The organism is Mesorhizobium huakuii, assembly GCF_014189455.1.
Lineage (GTDB): Bacteria > Pseudomonadota > Alphaproteobacteria > Rhizobiales > Rhizobiaceae > Mesorhizobium > Mesorhizobium huakuii_A.
Map to the genome: position 1 here is coordinate 208652 of NZ_CP050298.1, position 20179 is coordinate 228830.

14 protein-coding genes and 6 pseudogenes are annotated in these 20179 nt (G+C 56.5%); 15 read left to right on the forward strand and 5 right to left on the reverse strand.

Annotation, left to right across the window (positions count from 1 at the left end):
- Positions 1 to 22: 22 nt before the first annotated feature.
- Positions 23 to 1011, forward strand: a pseudogene (locus tag HB778_RS37360) (IS5 family transposase).
- A gap of 55 nt (positions 1012 to 1066) precedes the next feature.
- Here HB778_RS37360 and HB778_RS37365 read toward each other — a convergent pair.
- Positions 1067 to 1259, reverse strand: a pseudogene (locus HB778_RS37365) (IS6 family transposase); the annotation flags it as partial.
- Positions 1260 to 1650: 391 nt separating this feature from the next.
- On the opposite strand from HB778_RS37365, the gene HB778_RS37370 reads away from it, so the two are divergent.
- From HB778_RS37370 to HB778_RS37425, 12 genes and pseudogenes are all read left to right on the forward strand, one after another.
- Positions 1651 to 1899, forward strand: coding sequence for a hypothetical protein (locus tag HB778_RS37370; RefSeq protein WP_183455027.1), 249 nt, complete (start codon positions 1651 to 1653; stop codon positions 1897 to 1899).
- Positions 1900 to 1921: 22 nt separating this feature from the next.
- Entirely contained in the window at positions 1922 to 2491 is a 570-nt protein-coding gene (gene nusG, locus HB778_RS37375; protein WP_183455026.1) for a transcription termination/antitermination protein NusG, read from the forward strand.
- Positions 2492 to 2631: 140 nt separating this feature from the next.
- On the forward strand, positions 2632 to 3906 hold the full coding sequence (locus tag HB778_RS37380; protein WP_183455025.1) for a nucleotide sugar dehydrogenase: 1275 nt from the start codon (positions 2632 to 2634) through the stop codon (positions 3904 to 3906).
- Positions 3906 to 4940 carry an NAD-dependent epimerase gene (locus HB778_RS37385; RefSeq protein ID WP_183455024.1) on the forward strand — a complete coding sequence of 345 codons (1035 nt, stop codon included), beginning with the start codon at positions 3906 to 3908 and terminating at the stop codon, positions 4938 to 4940. Before HB778_RS37380 ends, HB778_RS37385 begins: the two co-directional genes overlap by 1 nt.
- Before the next feature lie 307 nt (positions 4941 to 5247).
- On the forward strand, positions 5248 to 6510 hold the full coding sequence (locus tag HB778_RS37390; protein WP_183465522.1) for an ABC transporter permease: 1263 nt from the start codon (positions 5248 to 5250) through the stop codon (positions 6508 to 6510).
- A 55-nt stretch (positions 6511 to 6565) separates the two neighbouring features.
- Positions 6566 to 7426, forward strand: coding sequence for an ATPase (locus HB778_RS37395; RefSeq protein WP_183455022.1), 861 nt, complete (start codon positions 6566 to 6568; stop codon positions 7424 to 7426).
- A 166-nt stretch (positions 7427 to 7592) separates the two neighbouring features.
- Positions 7593 to 8636: a hypothetical protein gene (locus HB778_RS37400; protein ID WP_183465523.1), complete on the forward strand. Its 1044-nt coding sequence runs from the start codon at positions 7593 to 7595 to the stop codon at positions 8634 to 8636.
- A gap of 216 nt (positions 8637 to 8852) precedes the next feature.
- Entirely contained in the window at positions 8853 to 10010 is a 1158-nt protein-coding gene (locus tag HB778_RS37405) for a polysaccharide biosynthesis/export family protein (RefSeq protein ID WP_183455020.1), read from the forward strand.
- Between the two features lie 266 nt (positions 10011 to 10276).
- A complete protein-coding gene (locus tag HB778_RS37410) occupies positions 10277 to 11764 on the forward strand; it encodes an AMP-binding protein (RefSeq protein ID WP_183455019.1) in 1488 nt (495 codons plus the stop codon).
- Positions 11761 to 12012: an acyl carrier protein gene (locus HB778_RS37415; RefSeq protein ID WP_183465524.1), complete on the forward strand. Its 252-nt coding sequence runs from the start codon at positions 11761 to 11763 to the stop codon at positions 12010 to 12012. The genes HB778_RS37410 and HB778_RS37415 overlap by 4 nt, the downstream gene beginning before the upstream one ends.
- A 58-nt stretch (positions 12013 to 12070) precedes the next feature.
- Entirely contained in the window at positions 12071 to 12673 is a 603-nt protein-coding gene (locus HB778_RS37420) for a GNAT family N-acetyltransferase (protein WP_183465525.1), read from the forward strand.
- A 102-nt stretch (positions 12674 to 12775) separates the two neighbouring features.
- Positions 12776 to 13311, forward strand: a pseudogene (locus tag HB778_RS37425) (helix-turn-helix domain-containing protein); the annotation flags it as partial.
- A 273-nt stretch (positions 13312 to 13584) separates the two neighbouring features.
- On the opposite strand, the pseudogene HB778_RS37430 reads toward HB778_RS37425, so the two are convergent.
- The 4 genes and pseudogenes from HB778_RS37430 to HB778_RS37445 all read right to left on the reverse strand — a co-directional run.
- A pseudogene (locus HB778_RS37430) lies at positions 13585 to 13956 on the reverse strand (transposase); the annotation flags it as partial.
- A 26-nt stretch (positions 13957 to 13982) separates the two neighbouring features.
- A complete protein-coding gene (locus HB778_RS37435; protein WP_183465526.1) occupies positions 13983 to 16052 on the reverse strand; it encodes a recombinase family protein in 2070 nt (689 codons plus the stop codon).
- The gene (locus HB778_RS37440; protein ID WP_183465527.1) at positions 16052 to 16525 is read right to left on the reverse strand and encodes a hypothetical protein; all 474 of its coding nucleotides are present in this window, start codon (positions 16523 to 16525) and stop codon (positions 16052 to 16054) included. The genes HB778_RS37435 and HB778_RS37440 overlap by 1 nt, the downstream gene beginning before the upstream one ends.
- Positions 16521 to 17182, reverse strand: a pseudogene (locus HB778_RS37445) (IS110 family transposase); the annotation flags it as partial. The gene HB778_RS37440 and the pseudogene HB778_RS37445, both read right to left, overlap by 5 nt.
- A gap of 59 nt (positions 17183 to 17241) precedes the next feature.
- On the opposite strand from HB778_RS37445, the pseudogene HB778_RS37450 reads away from it, so the two are divergent.
- Both HB778_RS37450 and HB778_RS37455 read left to right on the forward strand, forming a co-directional pair.
- Positions 17242 to 17667, forward strand: a pseudogene (locus HB778_RS37450) (IS630 family transposase); the annotation flags it as partial.
- 150 nt (positions 17668 to 17817) lie between these two features.
- On the forward strand, positions 17818 to 20151 hold the full coding sequence (locus HB778_RS37455) for a hypothetical protein (protein WP_183465528.1): 2334 nt from the start codon (positions 17818 to 17820) through the stop codon (positions 20149 to 20151).
- Positions 20152 to 20179: the final 28 nt, after the last annotated feature.

A 20179-nucleotide genomic window follows, 5' to 3' on the forward strand; every position in this document is an offset into this window, starting at 1 on the left:
ATCCATGCACCAACGCTGAGCCATGCCGTACAAACACAACGCAGATCGTCGTCATCACGTCGGAAAGATGACATTCAGGGTGACGAATTGGCGTGACTACGAAGCAGGTCTGCGCCGGCGTGGTAGCCTGACCTTATGGGTAACGCCGGAGGCACTGGCGGGATGGCGCGCTCCGCGACGCAAGACCCGCGGCGGCCAAGCCCGGTATTCCGATCTCGCCATTGAGACAGCGCTGACGCTGGGTTGCGTCTTCGCAATGCGGCTGCGCCAGACCGAGGGATTGCTCCACTCGCTGCTGGATCTCATGGGGCTGAAAGTCCCAGTTCCAGATCATACGACGCTGAGCCGTCGGGCACAGAAGTGGGAGCCATCAGCCCGACGAAACCCGCCGCTGCCGGACGGCCCGCTGCATGTGCTTGTCGATAGCACGGGATTGAAAGTCTACGGCGCCGGGCAATGGCTGGAGCAGAAACATGGCGCCAGATCACGTCGCAACTGGCGCAAGCTGCATCTGGCAGTGGATGCCAAAAGTGGCGCGATCATTGCCCAAAGGCTGACAGATCAGGACACGGATGATCCTTCCCAGGTGGCACCGCTGCTCGATCAGATCGACGGCGAGATCGACCAGTTCACAGCCGACGGAGCCTATGACGGCAAGCCAACCTATCAGTCTATCCTGCAGCACAGCGCAACAGCAACCGCGAACATCGTCATTCCACCGCGTTCCACGGCGGTGGAAAGCGGTGATACCGGACCGCCTGGTAAAAGGGACAAGCACATTGCCGCAATCGCAGCGACGGTCGGCTGAAATGGCAGGCAGCCACCGGCTACGGCAAGCGGGCGCTGAGCGAAACAGCCATCGGACGATACAAGGGGCTGATCGGACGGGGCCTGCGAGCACGCTCTCTTCCGGCTCAACAGACCGAGGTTGCCATCGGTTGCATCGTTCTCAACCGCATGCTGGCATGGGCACGCCCGGAGTCTATCCGGCGTCAAGTCACGCAGGCATAACCAACTACATTAAAGATCGAAATGCGTTCGATTTCATATCCGCGCACCAACGCCCAAAGTGTCTGCCAAATTTCTCAGCCCAAAGTCGCACGGTCTGGTGAGAAGACGATGACGCCACGAGCTGCCAGCATATCCTCGACCATCCGCAGGCTGAGCGGAAACCGGAAATAGAGCCAAACGGCATGGGCAATCACCTGCGCCGGAAATCGGTGGCGACGATAAAGAGGATCACGGGAAAATCTGGTCATGCCGCCAGATCCCACATTTTGATCGATGCCCGGTTAACGTTACGGTGCCAGTGCGATCCATAATCCCCATAGGTTCAGGGATTCTTGCCCCTGACAAGGGCGTGAGTAATTACTTGAGTATGGCTGAAACGGCACGCTCAGATCTTCCGCAATGACAAAATCATAACCGCGTCAAAATTGTAAAGGGCGCGCGCCACAATGTAGCATAAGCTTAACAACTAAAATTATTTGGACAGTTATATACTGTGCTAACGTGTACATGTCATTTTGCACTCGGTAAGCCGCGTGTGACATCGCCATCCTCGACTAGTGAGAAACGGTAGAGAAGATAACGACCGGCGAACGAAAACTCGGCGCTTGGCTTGCCCAGCGCGAAAGGAGCCCTCGTGCAATGCAAAAAGAGCATGCGCACATCAGTGAGATCGTCGACCAGAAGGATAACGAAATGGCCAAGACCGAAGATCAAGACGTCGAAACAGTCCACTTCCCGGCATTAGACCCTGCCAAAGCCGACCAGTTGCTGGATATTTTGCCGCTTGCCAAGATTTATGATCAACGCAAGCGAGACCCTTTCGAGAGGCTCACGCTTGCGACGGCGTATATTGGTCAACGGGTGAGCATGGCCCACCAACATGAATAGAACAGGGAATCGGGCTGAGACCATGGCCGTGTCTGAAGTGCCGATGACGGCAGCCGGCGTCAACGGCGAGCATGAGAAGGCACGCGCCGACCTTGGAGTCCGTTGGCATGTGGCTGGCGTACTTCAGGGTAAGGAGTCCATAGCTGAACAACATCTTCGCCTGCAGGGTTTTGCTTCTTTCGTGCCACGTGGGGAGAGAACAGTTCGTCACGCCCGGCGGCTCTCAAAACGAATATCAGCGTATTTTCCCGGGTACATGTTTGTAGCCTTCGACGTCACTCAGCAACGCTGGCGCTCTGTCAACGGGACTATCGGTATCCGCTCTTTGATCACGCAAGGGGATAGGCCGCTTCCGGTCCCTTTTGGCTTAGTCGAGCGGTTCATTGCATTGACCGGCAAAGACGGCCTGCTTGATTTCAGCGGTGGCCTTTTGCCGGGATCTTCGGTTCGAATTGTATCAGGTCCTTTTGCGGAGTTGATAGGTCGCCTTGATAGGCTTGATCCTACAGGGCGCGCCCGGGTCCTGATCTCTTTCATGAATGGCGAAATCCCTGTCGATCTGGAGTCCAGGGGTCTTGTCGGAATTGCGTGATCAGAGGGCGTTCGTTCTCGTTTCGCAATTTCACGACTGCATGTGAAAACTTCCGGTTTCACCCGGAAGTGCGGTAGCTGTGGTTTGGCTACGTCCGATAATCCTGAGCATGAACAGGTAAAGATACGGAGCCGGGACAGGTGAATCTGGATGATAAGAAGATAGCGATTATCGGGCTCGGCTACGTCGGGCTTCCACTCGCCGTCGCCTTTGGCGTGAGGCGGCCCGTTATAGGCTTCGACATAAGCGAGGCGCGCATTGCCGCCCTAAGGCGCGGCGAGGATTCCACGCTCGAGACCGACGGAGCCGAGATATCTGCTGCTACAGGCCTGGTTTTCACGACCGACAGGACGAAACTCAAAGCCTGCGGGATCTTCATCGTCACCGTGCCGACCCCCATAGACAAGGCCAATCGCCCCGATCTGGCACCGCTTGTTGCCGCATCAAAGACAGTGGGCGAAGCGATCTCTCCGGGCGCTGTCGTTGTCTTTGAGTCGACAGTCTATCCCGGCTGTACCGAGGAAGTCTGCGCGCCGTGGATAGAGAAAACCTCAGGCCTGCGTTTCAACAAGGATTTCTTTTTGGGATACAGCCCCGAACGCGTCAATCCAGGCGATCGCGAACACCGCCTGCAAACGATCGTGAAGGTGACCAGCGGCTCGACCCCGGAAGCAGCCAACGCCATAGATGCGCTCTATGCTTCCATAGTGTCTGCGGGGACACATCTGGTCGGCAGTATCGCCGTGGCGGAAGCCGCCAAGGTCATCGAGAACACGCAGCGCGATCTCAACATCGCGCTAATGAATGAGCTTTCGCTGATCTTCGGCAGGCTGGGAATCGACACATCCGAGGTGCTGGCCGCCGCCGGTACCAAATGGAATTTCCTGCGTTTCACGCCCGGCCTGGTTGGCGGCCATTGCATAGGCGTCGACCCCTACTATCTCACGCACAAGGCGCAGGAGCTTGGCTACCACCCCGAGGTGATCCTGGCCGGCCGCCGTATCAATGACGGCATGGGGCAGCATGCTGCGGACCAAGCGGCGCGCCTGATGATGCGCAAGGGCATATCGGTCGTCGGCAGCAGGATCTTGGTTATGGGCGCGGCCTTCAAGGAAAACTGCCCGGATCTGCGCAATTCCAAAGTCGCCGACATCGTCAGTCGGCTTCAAGAATACAATGCCGTAATAGATATCTGGGACCCTTGGGTTTCGCCAGCAGAATGCGCCTATGAAGTCGGCCTTCCCAGCACGAGGAGCAAGCCCGAAGGCCGCTATGACGGAATCGTCGTGGCGGTCGGGCACAGAGAGTTCCAGACGAATGGCATTGTCGGCCTGAAGGAGCTGCGCAAGAATCCCGGAGTTATCTACGATATAAAAGGCATCTTCCCTAAGGAACATACGGATGGGCGTTTCTGATGAAGGTTCTGGTCACCGGCGCGGCCGGCTTCATCGGCTATCATGTCGCTAGGCGATTGCTGGAGCGCGGCGACGAGGTCGTTGGCATTGATAGCGTCAACGCCTATTACGACCCAGGCATCAAGGAAGGGCGCCTGAAACTCCTTCAGGAATTCAACAAGACGAACAATTCCGGCTTCCATTTCATCCGCGCCAACCTGGCCGATCGCGCCGCCGTCAAATCCTGCTTTGCCGAGCACAACTTCGACCGCGTCATCCATCTTGCCGCGCAGGCAGGCGTGCGCTTTAGTTTAGAGAATCCGCATGCCTATGTTGAGAGCAACATCATTGCTTTCACCAACATCATCGAGGCGTGCCGCCATGCTAGCGTAGCGCATTTGACCTATGCCAGCACGTCCAGCGTTTATGGTGCCAACACAAACATGCCGTTTTCCGAGCACAGGCCAGCTGATCACCCCTTGCAGTTCTACGCGGCCACCAAGCGTGCCAACGAGCTGATGGCGCACAGCTACAGCCATCTGTTCCGGTTGCCGACCACAGGCCTGCGCTTTTTCACGGTCTATGGTCCTTGGGGTCGACCCGATATGGCGCTGTTCCTGTTCACCAGGAACATCCTTGCTGGACTCCCGATTAAGCTGTTCAACAATGGCAACCACACGCGTGACTTCACCTTTGTCGAGGATATCGCTGAAGGCGTGGTGCGCGCGAGCGACCAGCCAGCCACACCCAATGATGCGTGGGACTCCTCCAATCCGGACTCGTCCACCAGCAATGCACCTTGGCGCGTTTTCAACATCGGCAATAACAATCCGGTTAAGCTGACCGACTATGTCATGGCGCTGGAAGCTGCGCTGGGCAGAAGGGCGATTGTCGAACTGTTGCCACTGCAGGCTGGCGACGTGCCCGATACCTTCGCCGACACCTCGGCGCTGGAGCAGGCCGTCGGCTACCGCCCGGGCACGTCCGTGCCCGAGGGCGTCGGCCGGTTTGTGGACTGGTATCAGGCGTATTTCGGCGGCAGCGCATTCCGATGATGAACGCTCCATGCTTTCAGCAATTTTGAAAGACTTTCATCTCGCTCCGGCGTCGACGTCAACTTGGGCCTCTCCCGACATTGATGCCCGCTGACGCATCGGCCGAATTGGCTTCGATCGGGGCGATCGTGTCGTTCGTCGTCGCCGGTCCGAAAAGGCGATTGCCACCGATCCACTTCAGTCGGCGTTCCACATAGGCCGGCGTCGAGGCTCCGACACGAGGTCGTACTAGCTGCGGCGCTCGTGAAACGCCGGCTCAGACGAACAAGGCTCAGTTGGCGACCACCTGGCTGCTTGAGGATGAGGAATGGAATCTACGGTCGGCGGCACATCATCAAGAAGAGTCCCATATTTGAGGATAATCCTTCGAATTCTGGCACGTAACCCGAATATAAAGATGGGCGAGCGGCGCGAAATCTATGATAAAGCTCAAGAGCAACTTAAGATCTCCATGGGAAATATGCGCGCTCCGCTCGACAGTGAGCTGCAGGATATCGAACTTAGGATACTAAGACAGACGATCCGTCTCTTGGAGCAAGACATTCGAGCCGGCGTAGATGTTTGGCGCGCGGGATACCAACCCGCGGAATTGGACGCGCTCATTCAAAAGAACGAACAGGCTAAAATTAACATCCAGGCACGTCGCGATTTAATGGTGATACGTGCAGAGCGAGAGACACTTAGAGCAAAGAAGGACGGCGACTACGCCGCGCTAATACAAACCCACGACGAAACATTAGAATACATGGACGCCATTACGAACTTCAATACCAGCCTAGCTGGTAACGCAAACGACGCTCACAAACATACCTTGAGGTCGATAAAAATAATATGGGCGCTATTTATCCATAATTTCCACGCTATAAACGGAGACGGCCCATTTGCTTTTATATGGCTATTGATTCAACCGATGATTATGTTGGGAATTATTAGCTCGGTCTATTTATTGGTCGGAACTCACTACATTCTCAACATGGACGTTCCTACATTTGCCCTGCTTGGATCAGGAACGTGGGTAGCCTGCCGCATGACGATTTTTCGCGTGAGTGGGCAAATAGCTCACAACCGCGTAATGTTAAACCTGCCAATGGTTTCCCCTTTCCACCAGGGCATAACCACAGCAATACTGTACTTGATCGTTTACATGGTTTCTATTGCGCTTCTCTTCGGTATCGGCCGCTATCTTGGTGTGATATCATTGCCGGACGATATTCTTACCGCGTTTTTTTACTTCGTTGGTATGTGGCTGTGTGGCGTAAGTATAGGTTTCATTTTTGGTGTTATTATCGGGGTGTGGCCGTTTTTTGCGCGATTGACCGGCGCCGCCGAGCGTTCGTTGCAGATTGTTTCTTCGGTGTTTTACGTTACGGAGCAATTCCCAGAAGTATATAGAAACTATGTTCTTTGGAACCCCTTGAGTCATGGGATGCAACTTTTACGTGGCGCGTATTTCCATTCATATCCATGCACTGACGCAAAGCCTTCATATTTTTGGCTTGCGGTTATTTCCTTGGCTTGCTCTGCCCTTATTTTGGAGGGATGGTTCCGGCGACACGTGCAGCCGGTCTAACTGGTCTCTAGAAACGCTTGGCGGCCTTCGACAACATGGGTGAGACTGACATGAATTGCTGGAGCTCCCAACTCCTAATGCCAGCAGTTTTGGCGCAAACGTGGATGAGATGGCCGCCGGCTTCCGCGGCGCGTGGCAGCACGGATATAACAAGACTGGTAGCAGAAATAAATCGCTGGAAAGCAACTGCATCGCCAGCGATGTGCTAAGTTTGATGATTTCCTTTCAACGAACATCAGACGAGCCTGAGATCGCTGGCATTCGTCGACAAATCGCTTCGTCTGTAGACCTCGATATCCCAACGGGACGATATGCACTGCTTACAAGTGATCCGCTTGCGAAAAAGCCCGCGGTTGATCTTCTGGCCGGGCTCAGGCCTCCGCAGGTGGGGAGGATAAGTTTCATTGGCTTGACGTCGTGGCCGATTGGCCGGCCGGCTTTTTTGCGTGGCAATGTGACTGGCCGACACGTGATTGCCTTGATATGCAGGCTTTACGGCTTGGATATGCATGTATCAAATGCGATGCTAGAGACGATGGTTACGGACCCTAGGCATATAAATGGGAAAGTAGAACATTGGCCGGCGGAATTTCGGTATGAATACGGCCTTGCCGCCGCGCTTCTGCCGCCTTTCGATATTTATATCGTTGAAGCGGTATTCCCGTTCCTTAAAGACCGCTTCAGCTACCTGTGGAAGACACTCTTCGAAAAGCGATCGGCTGGCAAGATGCTCATAGCAGGGAGCAATCGGGTTGCCGATCTCAGCAAATACTGCGACAGGGCTATTGTCGTTAATAGGGGACGAGTGACAATTGCGAATGATCTCAAAAAGGCCCTTGATCGGTATCCGCCTCGTGTTGCCTCTTACGATGCTCAGAAAGAGTTCGAAGACGACCTTGCCGACGACCCTCTCTGATGCAGAAACCCCAAACTTCCCGGTCTCACCTGCAGAGGCTCCAACCTTCCCAGTCTCACCTGGAGGGGTGGACGACCAAGCCCGATTTATCCAACTACGTCGCGTAACGCGCAGGCGATCAAAATGGGGTACCTGGGCGGCGGCTCTCTGTGTAACGCTGCCGATTTTGACGACGTCGCTGTTCGTTTTCTTCATCGCCACCCCGATGTATACGACGGAGGTGAGGTTCGCCATCCGCGGAGGATCCGACACCATGCAAGCGACGTCACCTGTCAGCTCGTTATTCTCGTCAGGTAGTGGACCGATGGATGGCTATGTTGATGGATATGCGGCCCGGGACTTTCTGGTTTCGCGGGAGGCTTTGGCGAGGCTAGGACACCGGATCGATATCCGGAAGCTATTTATCAGAACGAATTCCGATCCCTTGGTGCGGTTACCGCAGAATGCGGATGACGATCAGCTCTTCGACGCTTATAGGGCGCGCGTGACAGCGCGCTTCAATATGCTGGAACAGATCGTCGTGATGGACGTCAGCTCTTTTAAGCCAGAGGACTCGGTGCTCATCGCGTCCTCTCTCGTTCGGATGACCGAGGAATTCGCAGATCAAATGAACCAACGCGCTCGTGAAGATGCTTTGCGATTCAGCGAGCAAGAATTGGCCCGCGCAGAGAGGCGTGCCACAGAAGCCAGGCAGCAAATGGCTAATTGGCGGAGCGAGACCGGCATCGTCGATCCGACGGCTGACGTGACAATGCTAAACGGATTGATCAATCAATTGGAAACACAGCGGACAGCTGATCAAAACGAGCTCGCCACGATCGACGCGTCCGGTGCGAGCGATCATCCTCGGCGTCGACCGCTCCTCCTCGACATCAAGACATTGACGGATCGGATCGCGGAGACGCGCAAGCGATTAGTCGGCCCCAGTGGATCAGCAACTGACCAGATCTCCCGCTATGAGGCTCTGAACGCTGCCCTGGAATATTCCGAGACCAATTTGACATCGGCCCGGCAGGCGCTCGATTACGCTCGGCAAGCCGCCATCCGACAGCAAAAATATGTGATTGTGATCGCCGAGCCCAGGGCGGATGGAAGACCGTCTTATCCGGACCCGATCACAAGCCTACTGGCGGCATCGATCATCGGTGTCGGTCTCGCCTTTTTCGGCTCTCTGATAGTAAGCATCGTTCGATCACAATTCGCCGCGTGACGTCCGGCAGGCTTTGGCCAGCGCAACAGGGTCGATGACGACGGCGCCGCGCCTGCGCGCCTCAAGGTCAACATAGCTATGCAGTTCGCCATTACGATCGTCGCCGCCGCGGCCGATGGCGAGTGTCGGTCCGAAGTCCAGTGCAGGTCTCCTTCCGCTTGCTCTACGACGATTCCGTACCAATAGCTGCTACCGCTAGGGGACATTATCAAGCTGATGAAAAAAACAAGTCACTTATTATTACTTTTGCCCGCGCTGTTGATGGGCTGCGTTAACTTGCCGGCCTCGGGGCCCACGGCCAGTGCAGTGGTTAATGCGCAGGGTAAAGGTGCCGATTCCGCACTCTATGAGGTAGTCGATATCACTGATGCTACCCTGGCTGTGCTACGTAACCGCCCATCCGGTGATCTTGCCAGTCAATTCTCACGCCATCCGCCAGCGCCTTCGCAGGCACTCACGATCGGAGACCAGATTGTCGTGACGATTTTCGAAGCGGCTTCCGGCGGACTTTTCTCCGGATCATCGACGCCAGGTGCGCCCATGGGAAGCTCGCACAGCATTTCACTTCCACAGCAAACCGTCGACCGTGATGGATCAATCAGCGTGCCCTACGCAGGCCGTATCACTGCAGCCGGCCGCACGCCAGGCTCCCTGGCAAAGGCGATAGAGGCGCGATTGGCAAATAAAGCCGTTGAGCCACAGGTCATCGTTTCGACGCAGGGCAGCGCGGCTACCGCGACGGTTTCAGGCGACGCGACCGGCTCGGCGCGCGTGGCGCTTTCTTTGAAAGGTGATCGTCTACTGGAGGTTATTGCTCAATCTGGAGGCATAAGGACAATGCCGCAGGAGACCAAGGTTCGCCTAACACGCGGCGCCCTGAGCGAGGTGACTCTTCTCGACACGATCCTAAAAGATCCCAGTCAAAATGTCTTCGTATATCCGGGGGACAATATCTATGTGTATCGCGACCCTCCGATTTTTGTGGCGCTTGGTGCCGTTACCGCCCAAAAAGACTACCCCATAGACAAAGAACCCATGTCTCTCCTTCAAGCCATCGCCAAAGCGGGCGGGCTTCACGATGCGCAAGCCGACAGTAGTGCGATATTTCTTTTTCGGCGCGAAGAGGCAAGCTTAGTACGCGCATTGAAGCCCAATTCAACTCATCTTATGGGGTCTGACCCAGTTCCAGTTATCTATCGTCTGCGACTCAATAAGGCGGATAACTACTTCTATGCACAGCAGCTCGCCATTCGTGATAGGGACATCATATACGTCGCCAACTCGCCGGTGGTTCAGTTCAACAAATTTGTAACGATGGTCAGAGGGATTACCTCAACAGCAGGCTCGTTGCGAGGTGTCGCTTTCGCCAATTGAATTTGCCCCCGCCAGCCGTCGTGCTCGTGTGAACAATTTGCCTGCGACAAGCACGAGATACTCACAACAAGGCCCTACGGTTTCTCACACGCCTATGGTCGTCTACACACTTAAGGATCCTGTATGACGTTGCCGGTCATTCGGTTCGGATATGTCATGCATCGCGTCACCATTTGCAGTTGACAGGCGCGGGTGCAAGGTCAAGTGGACACTCCGTTCCGGAAGCCAACGGCTAATATTCTTATCGTTACGCGGAGATAGATGAAATGATGGTGGATGTAGTTGACAGGTTTCTCTCGGTAGCTTCTCGCCATCCTGGGCGCTTGGCCATAGACGTTGGCGCGCGTCAATATTCTTATGCTTGGCTTGAGGAGCGAGTCCGAATCTACGCACAGATTTATTCGTCATTCGAGCAGCCGCGAATTGCGATCGCGCTCCCTCAAGAGGCCGATGCTTATGCGTGCATCCTGGCGTCCGGATTAGCCGGGGGCTTCCATACGCCCCTGAACACGGTTGCGCCGATACAAAAGCTTCGGCGAATCCTGCATCGGTTGCAACCTGATCTTCTCGTGGCCAAGCCACAGTTGGCGGCTGAAATTGTCACTGCAGTTCCTAACTTGAAGGTCTTGGATCCAGATATGATCAATACAGATCGCTGTTTCTTGGGTAATGGAACGCGCCACGAACTAGCCTATGTCATGTTCACGTCAGGATCGACTGGCGAGCCAAAGGGCGTAATGGTTTCACGCAAAGCATTGGCAAACTACGTGTCCTGGCTGGAGAGCCTTCATATCACCCCGGATGATCGTCTCTCGCAACAGCCAAATCTAGCATTCGATATCAGCATGACAGATATATTTGGGGCACTATGCCATGGCGCTTCGCTTCACCCCTTGCTGGATGAGGGCGACAGAATGTCGCCCGCCGAATTTATCGCGAGGCAAGCTATTACGATCTGGAATTCCACGCCTAGCGCCGTTAGCTTGATGATGCGGGCGCGGCAAGTAACAAGGAAAGACCTAGGGAGTGTTCGGCTGTTTAATTTCTGCGGGGAACCGCTCGTCAGACAGCAACTGGACGCCATTTTTTCCGCATTGCCAGACACGCTCGCCCAAAATACCTATGGCCCCACCGAAGCTACGATCTCTGTAACTGAGCAAGTTCTGACCTCCGACAACTACGGATCTTACTGCCATACGTCTGCCGCCCTGGGTCAGACCATACCAGGCATGAAGATCTCGCTTATTGGCGGGCGTTCTCCCACCGAGGGTCAGATTGTGATTAGCGGTCCCCAACTTGCCGAGGGCTATTGGAACGATCCGGAAAAGACCGAGCAGCAGTTCCGCGTATTGGATGAGTTGTCGGGGGAGCGTGGGTATCTGACCGGTGACTGGGCGGAAATCCGTGACGATCGCTTGTTCTTCAAGGAGCGGATTGATTTTCAGGTTAAGGTAAAGGGATACCGGATCGAGCTCGATGAGATCGTCTCCGCCATTCGGCAGTGCGGGTGGCCTGTGGCTGTCGTCTTTAAACGAGGCGATGGACTCGCGGCTGTCGTGGAATCTAACGGGCTGGGACCGCTCAATGAGCGCGAGTTGAAAGCAGCGTTGTCAGAAATCGTCGAAGCCCATGCCATACCGACATGGATCCTTGAGATTCAGAGAGCACCGCGCAGCGAGAATGACAAACTGGATCGCACAGCAGCAGCAGTCTGGTTCGAGGACAATCTTATTATGAAGAAGGAGCGGACATGATAGAGGACAGCAAATTGTTTCAGAAAGTCGTCGAAATCATAAACGGCGAGTTTCCTGAGAATGACACCGAAATTGCACGGGAGACCGTTGCGGAAGATGTCATTGGTTGGGACAGCATGGCGCATGTTAGTCTCATCGCAATGATTGAAGAGGCATTCAGCGTTCGTTTCATCGGTGCGGAGATCGTCACTTTCGATAATGTCGGCGGCCTTTTCGATATTCTTAAAGAGAAGATATCGAGGAAGTAAGAAATAAGCTTCTTTATATTCAGCGTGCATTATTCTTATATTACAAGAGGTGGATACCTTGGACCAGAATATCAGGCGATTGGTGAAGGGAGAGATTGAGAACGACTTTTCAGAAGAGGGAAAGGCGTTTTTGGGTGACCTCGTATATCAAGCGTTGCCGGAGTTGTATGACAAGGTTCCGATCGACCGTCCGAAGCTCAACCTCATTTTAGCCGATCAAATTGATTCACCGTCGACCGAGCTCTCAGAAACTTGGACCCTGTGGGAAGAGGGTGCAATTTTGGGGCTTCTATCAGTTGTCGACGCAGGCGAACTGGATGCATCCCAGCGGATGGGAATGTTGGACATCGTGCGGCACCTGGATCGGGACGCTAGGATGAATTTCAAGAGAGCCCTCGAAGGCCATGGCTCGAATGTTGAAACCCTTGCATCAGGGGAGGGAAAATATCTCCCGCGTATGGCCGTGGCCGAGGCGGCTCGGGGAAAAGGAGTTGCGCGGCGGTTGATGCATCATGTGCTTGATCGCTATCCTAATACTCCAATATACCTACACGCTGCGAACACAAACGCGATCGTCATAAAACTGCACAAATCGCTAGGATTTCAGTGTCAATCTGAATCTGACTTTCCGATTCGCGTTCTGGGCCGTAATCCACAATAGGTCGGATCGAGAACTAGAGCACGTCCTGTGATCGATGAATCGATTGTGATGTGACGGCTGCGTTTTGTGCTGATTCAACATCCACCTCGATGGAGGTTGACGATGGGAAGAGCATTGAGCGGGGATCTTCGGTCGCGGGTCTTGAAGGCTTCGAACGAGGGCATGTCGGCGCGGCAAGCGGCGGCGCGGTTCGGCGTGGGAGTGTCCAGCGCGATCCGCTGGATTGCGCGGGCGAAGATCGGCGAACTGGCGCCACGCCCGCAGGGCCGCCGCCGCGCCTCCAGCCTCGATGCGCAAGAAGCCTTCATCGTCGGGCTGATCGAGGAGCGCAAGGACATCACGCTGAACGAGATGGTGGAGCGGCTCGTCGCCGAGCAGTCGGTGCGGATCAGCCGCAGCGCCTTGAGCGCCTGGCTTCGCGGCCACGGCTGGACATTCAAAAAAAGTCCGCGCACGCACTGGAGCAGGATCGCCCCGACGTCCTGAAGCGGCGCCGGGACTGGTTCGACGGCCAGCTCGATCTCGATCCGGCGAAGCTCGTGTTCATCGATGAGACCGGCCTCTCCACAAAGATGGCCCGCCTGCGTGGAAGAGCGCCGCGCGGCGAGCGCTGCCGGGCCGGCGTGCCCCATGGCCATGTGTGGACGCCCCGCCGGATGCAAGAAGAATCTTCGGTTCAGGCTGCTGCGCGTGATCGGGTGCTGCCATGTGTTCGGCCTCTCTTTGCGGCTTCGTCATGGCCGCGGGCCCGTATGGGAGTTCGAGGATCAGGTCCACATCACTGGAACGCGCTCGAAGCGCTCCCCATGCGTCTGGTTCTCCTGATCCCGCCTCGCCGACGTTGCGCCATACCTGTCCTTCGACCTTCTCACGTCCTCCTGGCAGCCTCGCGTTCGCTCACTGCACTGCACTCATGCGGCGGCGGTCGGAGCTCGGTAGGTTCCACCTTTCGTCATCAATGCCCATGCGATGCGCGCGGTCTTGTTGGCCAGTGCCACGATCACCAGCATTGGCGGCTTGCGCGCCAGCATTCGATGGAGCCACGAGCCGGATGGCACGCCTTTGCGCTTGGCCCAGCGCACTACCGCGCTGGATGCGATGATGAGCAGGCGTCGCAGCGTTCGCTCTCCCATCCGCGACGTTCGTCCGAGGCGCTCCTTGCCGCCGGTCGAACGCTGGATCGGCGTCAGCCCGATCCAGGCTGCGAAATCGCGCCCAGAGCGGAACGTCTCTGCTGGTGGAGCCATCGCCTCAAGCGCGGTTACGATCAGCGGCCCTGGTCCCACGTCATAATGCCCATCTCGCTACGTTACTGAAAGACAAAGGTCTTTTGCTCCGGATTTGATGATGACGGCCCGTTGAGACGTGGGCCAGCGTGTTCGATCAGATGCGAATCTTCGATATTCCGTCGTTTGATGACCCAAGGTGCGCCTTTGCAATATTGCTGGGCGGGGATGATGCCGGCGCGAATCTGACGAAGGACCGTCGCGGGGCTCAGATTGAGCATCCTGGCGGCTTCGGTCAACGTGACTTCGCCGCGCTCGGCCCATTCGCCATCCCTGTAGACCGCGATGCCGTGCGTGTTGCGGAAGCCCCGCACACGCGACTGCGACCATCCATTCGATCGACCTGTCCGCTTTCCTGCCCGGTTGAGTAGTCCGGCAATGGCCTTGTCGGGCATCAGTCGCGCGCAGGCGCGGATCAGCTCCACCGTCTCCGGCTCGACCGACCACCGCGTTTGACCCCGCCGGTTCTTTCTCACCGTCAGGCGGGTATGATCGCCGCCCTGCCAATGCAACAACAGATGAATCTGGTCACCCTCGACGTGTGCCACGACCTCGCGCAACACGACCCGGATGATGCGCTTACGCGTGACGGCAGTGGCCGCCGGATGATGCCACGCGGCTTCCAGGTCGGCCCCCATTTGCAATAGGCGCTGGCGCTCCTCGGCGCTCAAAGCGGCCGGCCGCTGTCGGACCAGGGCCTCCAGTTCTTCCTCGAGTGCGCTTACGGCCGCGAGGGCGCCGTTCCACCGTCGCTCGAGTTCGTGAGCAACCAGACGATTCTCAGGGTCGACCGTGTCATACTGCCGGCGCGCTCTGATTGCCTCATATCGCGCCTGTTCGAGCGCCAACTCGATCTGGCGCTGTTTTTCGCCAGACTGATGCTCGCGCTGCGCGATCGCCTGGATGGCCGCTTCAACGCCGAGCGGCTGCAGCAGCCGCACGATCTCGGCTCCCACCGCCTCATCGACCCGTAATGCGCCAAACGAGATACAGGAATCACCGTCGGGATTGCTCCGGGTCGCGTCACACTTATAGCGGCCGACATCACCCTTGGCGCCATTATAGCCAACAAGCAGCCGGCGGCCGCAATGACCGCAACGCAATAGCCCGGCGAGCAAAGCCTCTCCCTTGCGCACCGGCCCGCGCACCATCATGCCCTTGCCGTTGGCATTGTCAGTAATCAGCCGTTGATTCCTTTCAAAGTCTGCCCAGGACAAATAGCCTTCGTGATGATCAACGAGCAAGACTGCCCAATCTGAGCGAGCTTTGCGACGGCCGCGCACGATTCGCTTGCGGCCATTTTCGATTATCGTCCGACTTCCGGTTCGGCCAAAGGCATAAGCACCAGCATAAACAGGATTGGTGAGAAGGTTGCTCACCGTCGTGTAGACCGGAGGTTTCCACAGCACATGCTGCTGTCCGGAGATCCTGGGGTTGATGTACGGCAGCGCTATCTGGTCACTGCGAAGCGATAAGAACACCTGGCGGATGCTTTGCATTTCGGCAAAGCGGGTGAAGACCAACCCAATCGCCTCGCGCACGCGCAGGTCGGGATCCATTTCGATTTTGTCGCGGCCCACTTTCACATAGCCGACGGCGACCGTGAAGAAGAGCTCACCCCGTCGTGCCTTCTGCTTCAAGGCTTCCATCGAACGGGCCCGCAGGAGCGACAGTTCGAGCTCGCTCATCGTCCCTTTCATGCCCAGCAATAATCGATCGTTCGGATGGCGTGGTTCATAGGTTCCATCCTCATCGACGATCACAGTGCCAACCAGGCCGCAAAATTCGATCAGCGTGTGCCAGTCGCGCCCGTTGCGCGCCAGACGCGACACCTCGATTGCAAACACGGCGCCGACGCGGCCTTCACAGATCGCTGCCAGCAGCTTCTCGAAGCCCGGACGACTGACACCCGAACCCGAGCGGCCAAGGTCGTCATCGATGACTGTCACATCTGTCCAGCCAAGAGCACGGGCACGGTCAGCAAGGCCATATTGACGTCGCCGGCTCTCATGATTGTTGGCAAGCTGGTCGACGGTCGATTGGCGGATGTAGATGTAGGCGCCGCGCGCCAGGTGGTCAGACGTGATCTTCATCACCGGCCTCCGTCGCTGCGGCTGCGCCGCGTGCTTCCGACAGCAGCGCGCTCACCAGTGGCAATAGCTTCGTCCGCTCGGCCGGTGCTATCGGTGCCGGCGGGGTCTTGGGCACAAAGAGATCGAGTTGGCGGTGACAGGATTGACGATGCTTCATGCTTGTCTCCTCCTTCGCAACGGGAATCGTCGCGAAGCAAGGTTAGACAGGCATCGAGCTCAAGACGAAGTTCGCGCAGATACGTCAGCGACAGACGGGGACTCTCCGTCACCATCATCACCTCCGCACGATCCTCCGTCATCCAGATCGGCAACTGCACCAGGGTGCCGTCAAGCTGGCGGATGATCAGAACGACCTCATCACCATTGCGATTGCGCCCGGCAACAATAACCGCTTCCCCGTAACGGGGACGAAATCGATATCGGATAATCGCCTCACCCGACTGATAGCGGGCATTATGAAGTTGTTGCACCAATGCCAGGCACGCTCATTAGCCGATGGGCCGTTTCGTCAGCTTTGGCCCGCTTCGCAATCTCCGCGTCCAGCGACCTAACCTGATCCTGCAAGCGGCGTAGCGCTTCGACGAGCATGGCAAGGCAACAGCGAGCGGCCTCCGGCACGCCCGAGGTAGGATCCTCAACCTGCGTGATGAGCCGCTCGACATGCGAGGGGCCTTGCGGCGCAATCAGGCCGAACTCGGACATATGCCCGCGGATCGCGTTGATGAGCTGAGTGCGCTGGCCGACGAGCACGTCGCGGGTTCGGAAGATCACAGCCGAGGCCTGCTTCTCCTGGCTCTTCACCGCCACGAAGCGCATCGTCGGCCGTTGCGCGGCCTCGCAGATCGCTTCGGCATCGGCGGCATCGTTCTTCTGACGCTTGACGAAAGGCTTCACGTAAGCCGGTGCGATCAGCCTGACGGTATGGCCGAGCGTGCCGATCTCACGACCCCAATAATGAGCGCCTGGGCATGCCTCCATCGCCACAAGGCATGGCGGCTGGCAGCGAAGAAGGCCAGCACCTGTTCGCGCTGCAGCTTCCTGCGGAACACAACGGTGCCGGCGGCATCTGCGCCATGGGCTTGGAAGATGTTCTTGGCCAGATCCAGGCCAATGGTGCTAACTTGTGTCATGGACGTCTCCCTTCGGTGGTTCTCAACGCCACCACTCTGGCACATCGATGCCGTCAGGGGGGCGTCCATCCCATCACTGGAAGACCACGACCTTCACCGGAGCGCTGCGGCTGACGGGCATGACTGCGCCCTTCGTCTACGACGGCGCCATGAACGGCAACGTGTTCCTGGCCTATGTCGAGCAGGTGCTGGTCCCGACATTGTCGGAGGGCGACGTAGTCGTCATGGACAACCTGCCCGCCCACAAGGCCGCCGGCGTGCGCGACGCGATTGAGGCCGCAGGCGCGAGCCTGCTCTACCTGCCGCCCTACAGTCCCGACTTCAATCCGATTGAGAACGCCTTCGCCAAACTCAAGGCGCTGCTGCGAGCAAAGGCCGAGAGAACCATCAAGGCTCTGTGGGACGCGGTCGGCGCGGTCGTCGACCTCTTCACCCCAGCCGAATGTGCCAACTACTTCAAAGCCGCAGGATATGAACCCGATTAAACAGGACATGCTCTAGTCATTCACCTTGAGGAAGGGCGAAGATCCATAGCGCACCGATGTGCGAGCCAAATCGCGTCCGTTATTGGTGATGGATTGGCGTTAAAAACGCTGTGAGCAGAGTCGTTGTGGCCGATGAAAGGAGTTATCGCATTGGATAATATTCGCCCGATATCATTCGGCGGTTGCTTGCTCAATAATTTAATTTCGGCTCTGCATCAGAATAATAAGCTGGGCGGAATATACAAGGAGATGGGATTTCTCAGGACGCCGTTCTCTATTTCTGCCGCGAGTGCTGTCCAGCTCCTGGGCTTTATAACGGGCGGCAAAACAATCCCGCCGCACGTGCGGCGGTTCTGTTATCTCGATAGCAGCCGAGAGCCTAACAGAGAGCAGATGGGCATCCCATATACGGCTGACATAATAATTGTCGAAATGAGCACCTCTATCGATATCTTGTACGATGACTTCGTTGTTAACACGAATCGGTTTCAAGAAATCATCCTGCCAGAGCTAGAACATCTAAATGTGCCGCCACGCATAGTGGCCAAATGGAGGTCGTCTCTTGTTAAACAGAACGAATCCGAACGCGCCAAGTATGCACAACATCTCCTCGAATTGGTTCCTCTTACGGAGAAGTTCGAGTGGCTTCACGATCTAGTCGGACGAACGACTACGCGTCAATTGAACGTTGACGATATGACCAATTACATCGGGCGCATCAAAGAAACGCTGGATGTCCCGCTAGCGATGGTTCATCACAATTTTAGATACATGCCCGACGGGCGACCTATCTCCTGGCCCACTGAACTTAAGGACCAATCGATCGAGGTCGCACATCGGCTCAAAGCCTACGAGATGGACTTTGCCCCTTTCGTAGCACGCCACGGCGTGAAACGTGTCCTCGCCGATGATTGCCGTCATTGGAACCCCGAGTTTTTTCCCGAGATCGCCAACCATCTATATAAATTCATAAGCAGAGTCGCCGGGCGAGGGACGCCGGAGGATCTCATTGAGAGGACGTTCGTTCCAACCGAGCTCGAAAACGACGAACCACCACAGATCCCAAATAAGAGCCAGAGTCCAGACAAGCGTCCGAGCGAAACCACTAGCGTCGACGAGAGCGAGAAGGACAACTCAACGGTTGGGCGTGAGATTCCCCCGAGAGATGCTGGAGAGTTACAACCGGGCACAGACTGTGGGACGTTGAGCGCAGACGATCTCGTTTATCACCCGGAAACGGCGTCTCATTTCGATTTCGACGCGAATGTGCTCAACATGATTCTTGTCGTCGGCCAGTCTTGGGCACTTGGGGGCAATAACGATGAGGCAGGGGACGCGCCTCTTACCGCCGTGCCAGAACATCCTGGGCGCGCGCTGATGTTCGATGCCGGATCTGCTCCTCGAGGCAGGCGCGTGTCAAAACTGGTTGACCTGTTTGAGCGGGCCACCGGCTCGACCAAGGAAACACCCTGCGGAGGTTTGGCCGATTACTTGATGCGTACCTGCGAAAGTCGATTCGGAAAGAAGCCCACCGTGGTGTTTGCCTCTGTCGGACGCGGGGGCACAACCCTGAGCGGGCTTAATCAGGGGAGCGCTGACGGGTTACTTCGAGGATCAGCACAGCATCTGGAGGTCATGCGTTTGGTGGCGAAGGCAGCGGAATTTGCCCGTGCCGAAGGCAAACGTGTCCGAGTCCTGGCGATTTGTCTCGCACACGGCGAGTCCGACGCCGGACGGGGAACGCCTGCCGATTCTTATCAGCGAGGCCTGATCCTGCTCCGGCAGCAATATGACGCGGATATCCGGCACCTAACTGGCCAAGTGGCTTCTGTACCTATGCTCACATATCAAGCCAATCGCGGAGCATCGCGACCAGGAATAATAGCAGAAAGCGTCTGGTCACAGCTTCGGGTGGCAAAAGCTGACCCGCATATACGATGTGTTGGGCCTGTTTACCATCACGAGCCCGAAATGCGTTCCGATGGTCGGTCGGCTCATCTGAAAGCAATCGGCTACCGCCGCATTGGCTTCCAATTCGGCCATTTTATACTTGATGACCTTTTCGGGCCTGGATTGGAACCGCTACGCGTCAGTCATGTCCGGTTGCTGCGACCAAATGTGATCGGTCTTGAATATTCCAGAACAATCACGCTCGAGCAAAACGATGACCGCATAAATGTATCAAATCTGGGGGCTGGGCTAGGTATTGATGCAGTAGGGATGGGAGCGGCTGGCCCGACAATAACTTCCCTCGCCATATCCGCTCGCGACGACAAACTCCTCGAAATACATTTTTCGAACCCAATAAGCCGATCTGGCGCCAAGCTTTTCATAGCTGCACGCATAACTGGGACTAATTGCGGGCGACATGAAGGAGCGCGAAGCGGCATTCGTACGAAAGTTCGGTACTATGTAGATCCGCACGACAATACGGAAATGTATGATTGGGCCTGCTCAGAGACCGTCGAGTTGCCCTACCAATAGCCAGTATACGCGAAAATAGGATTAGGTA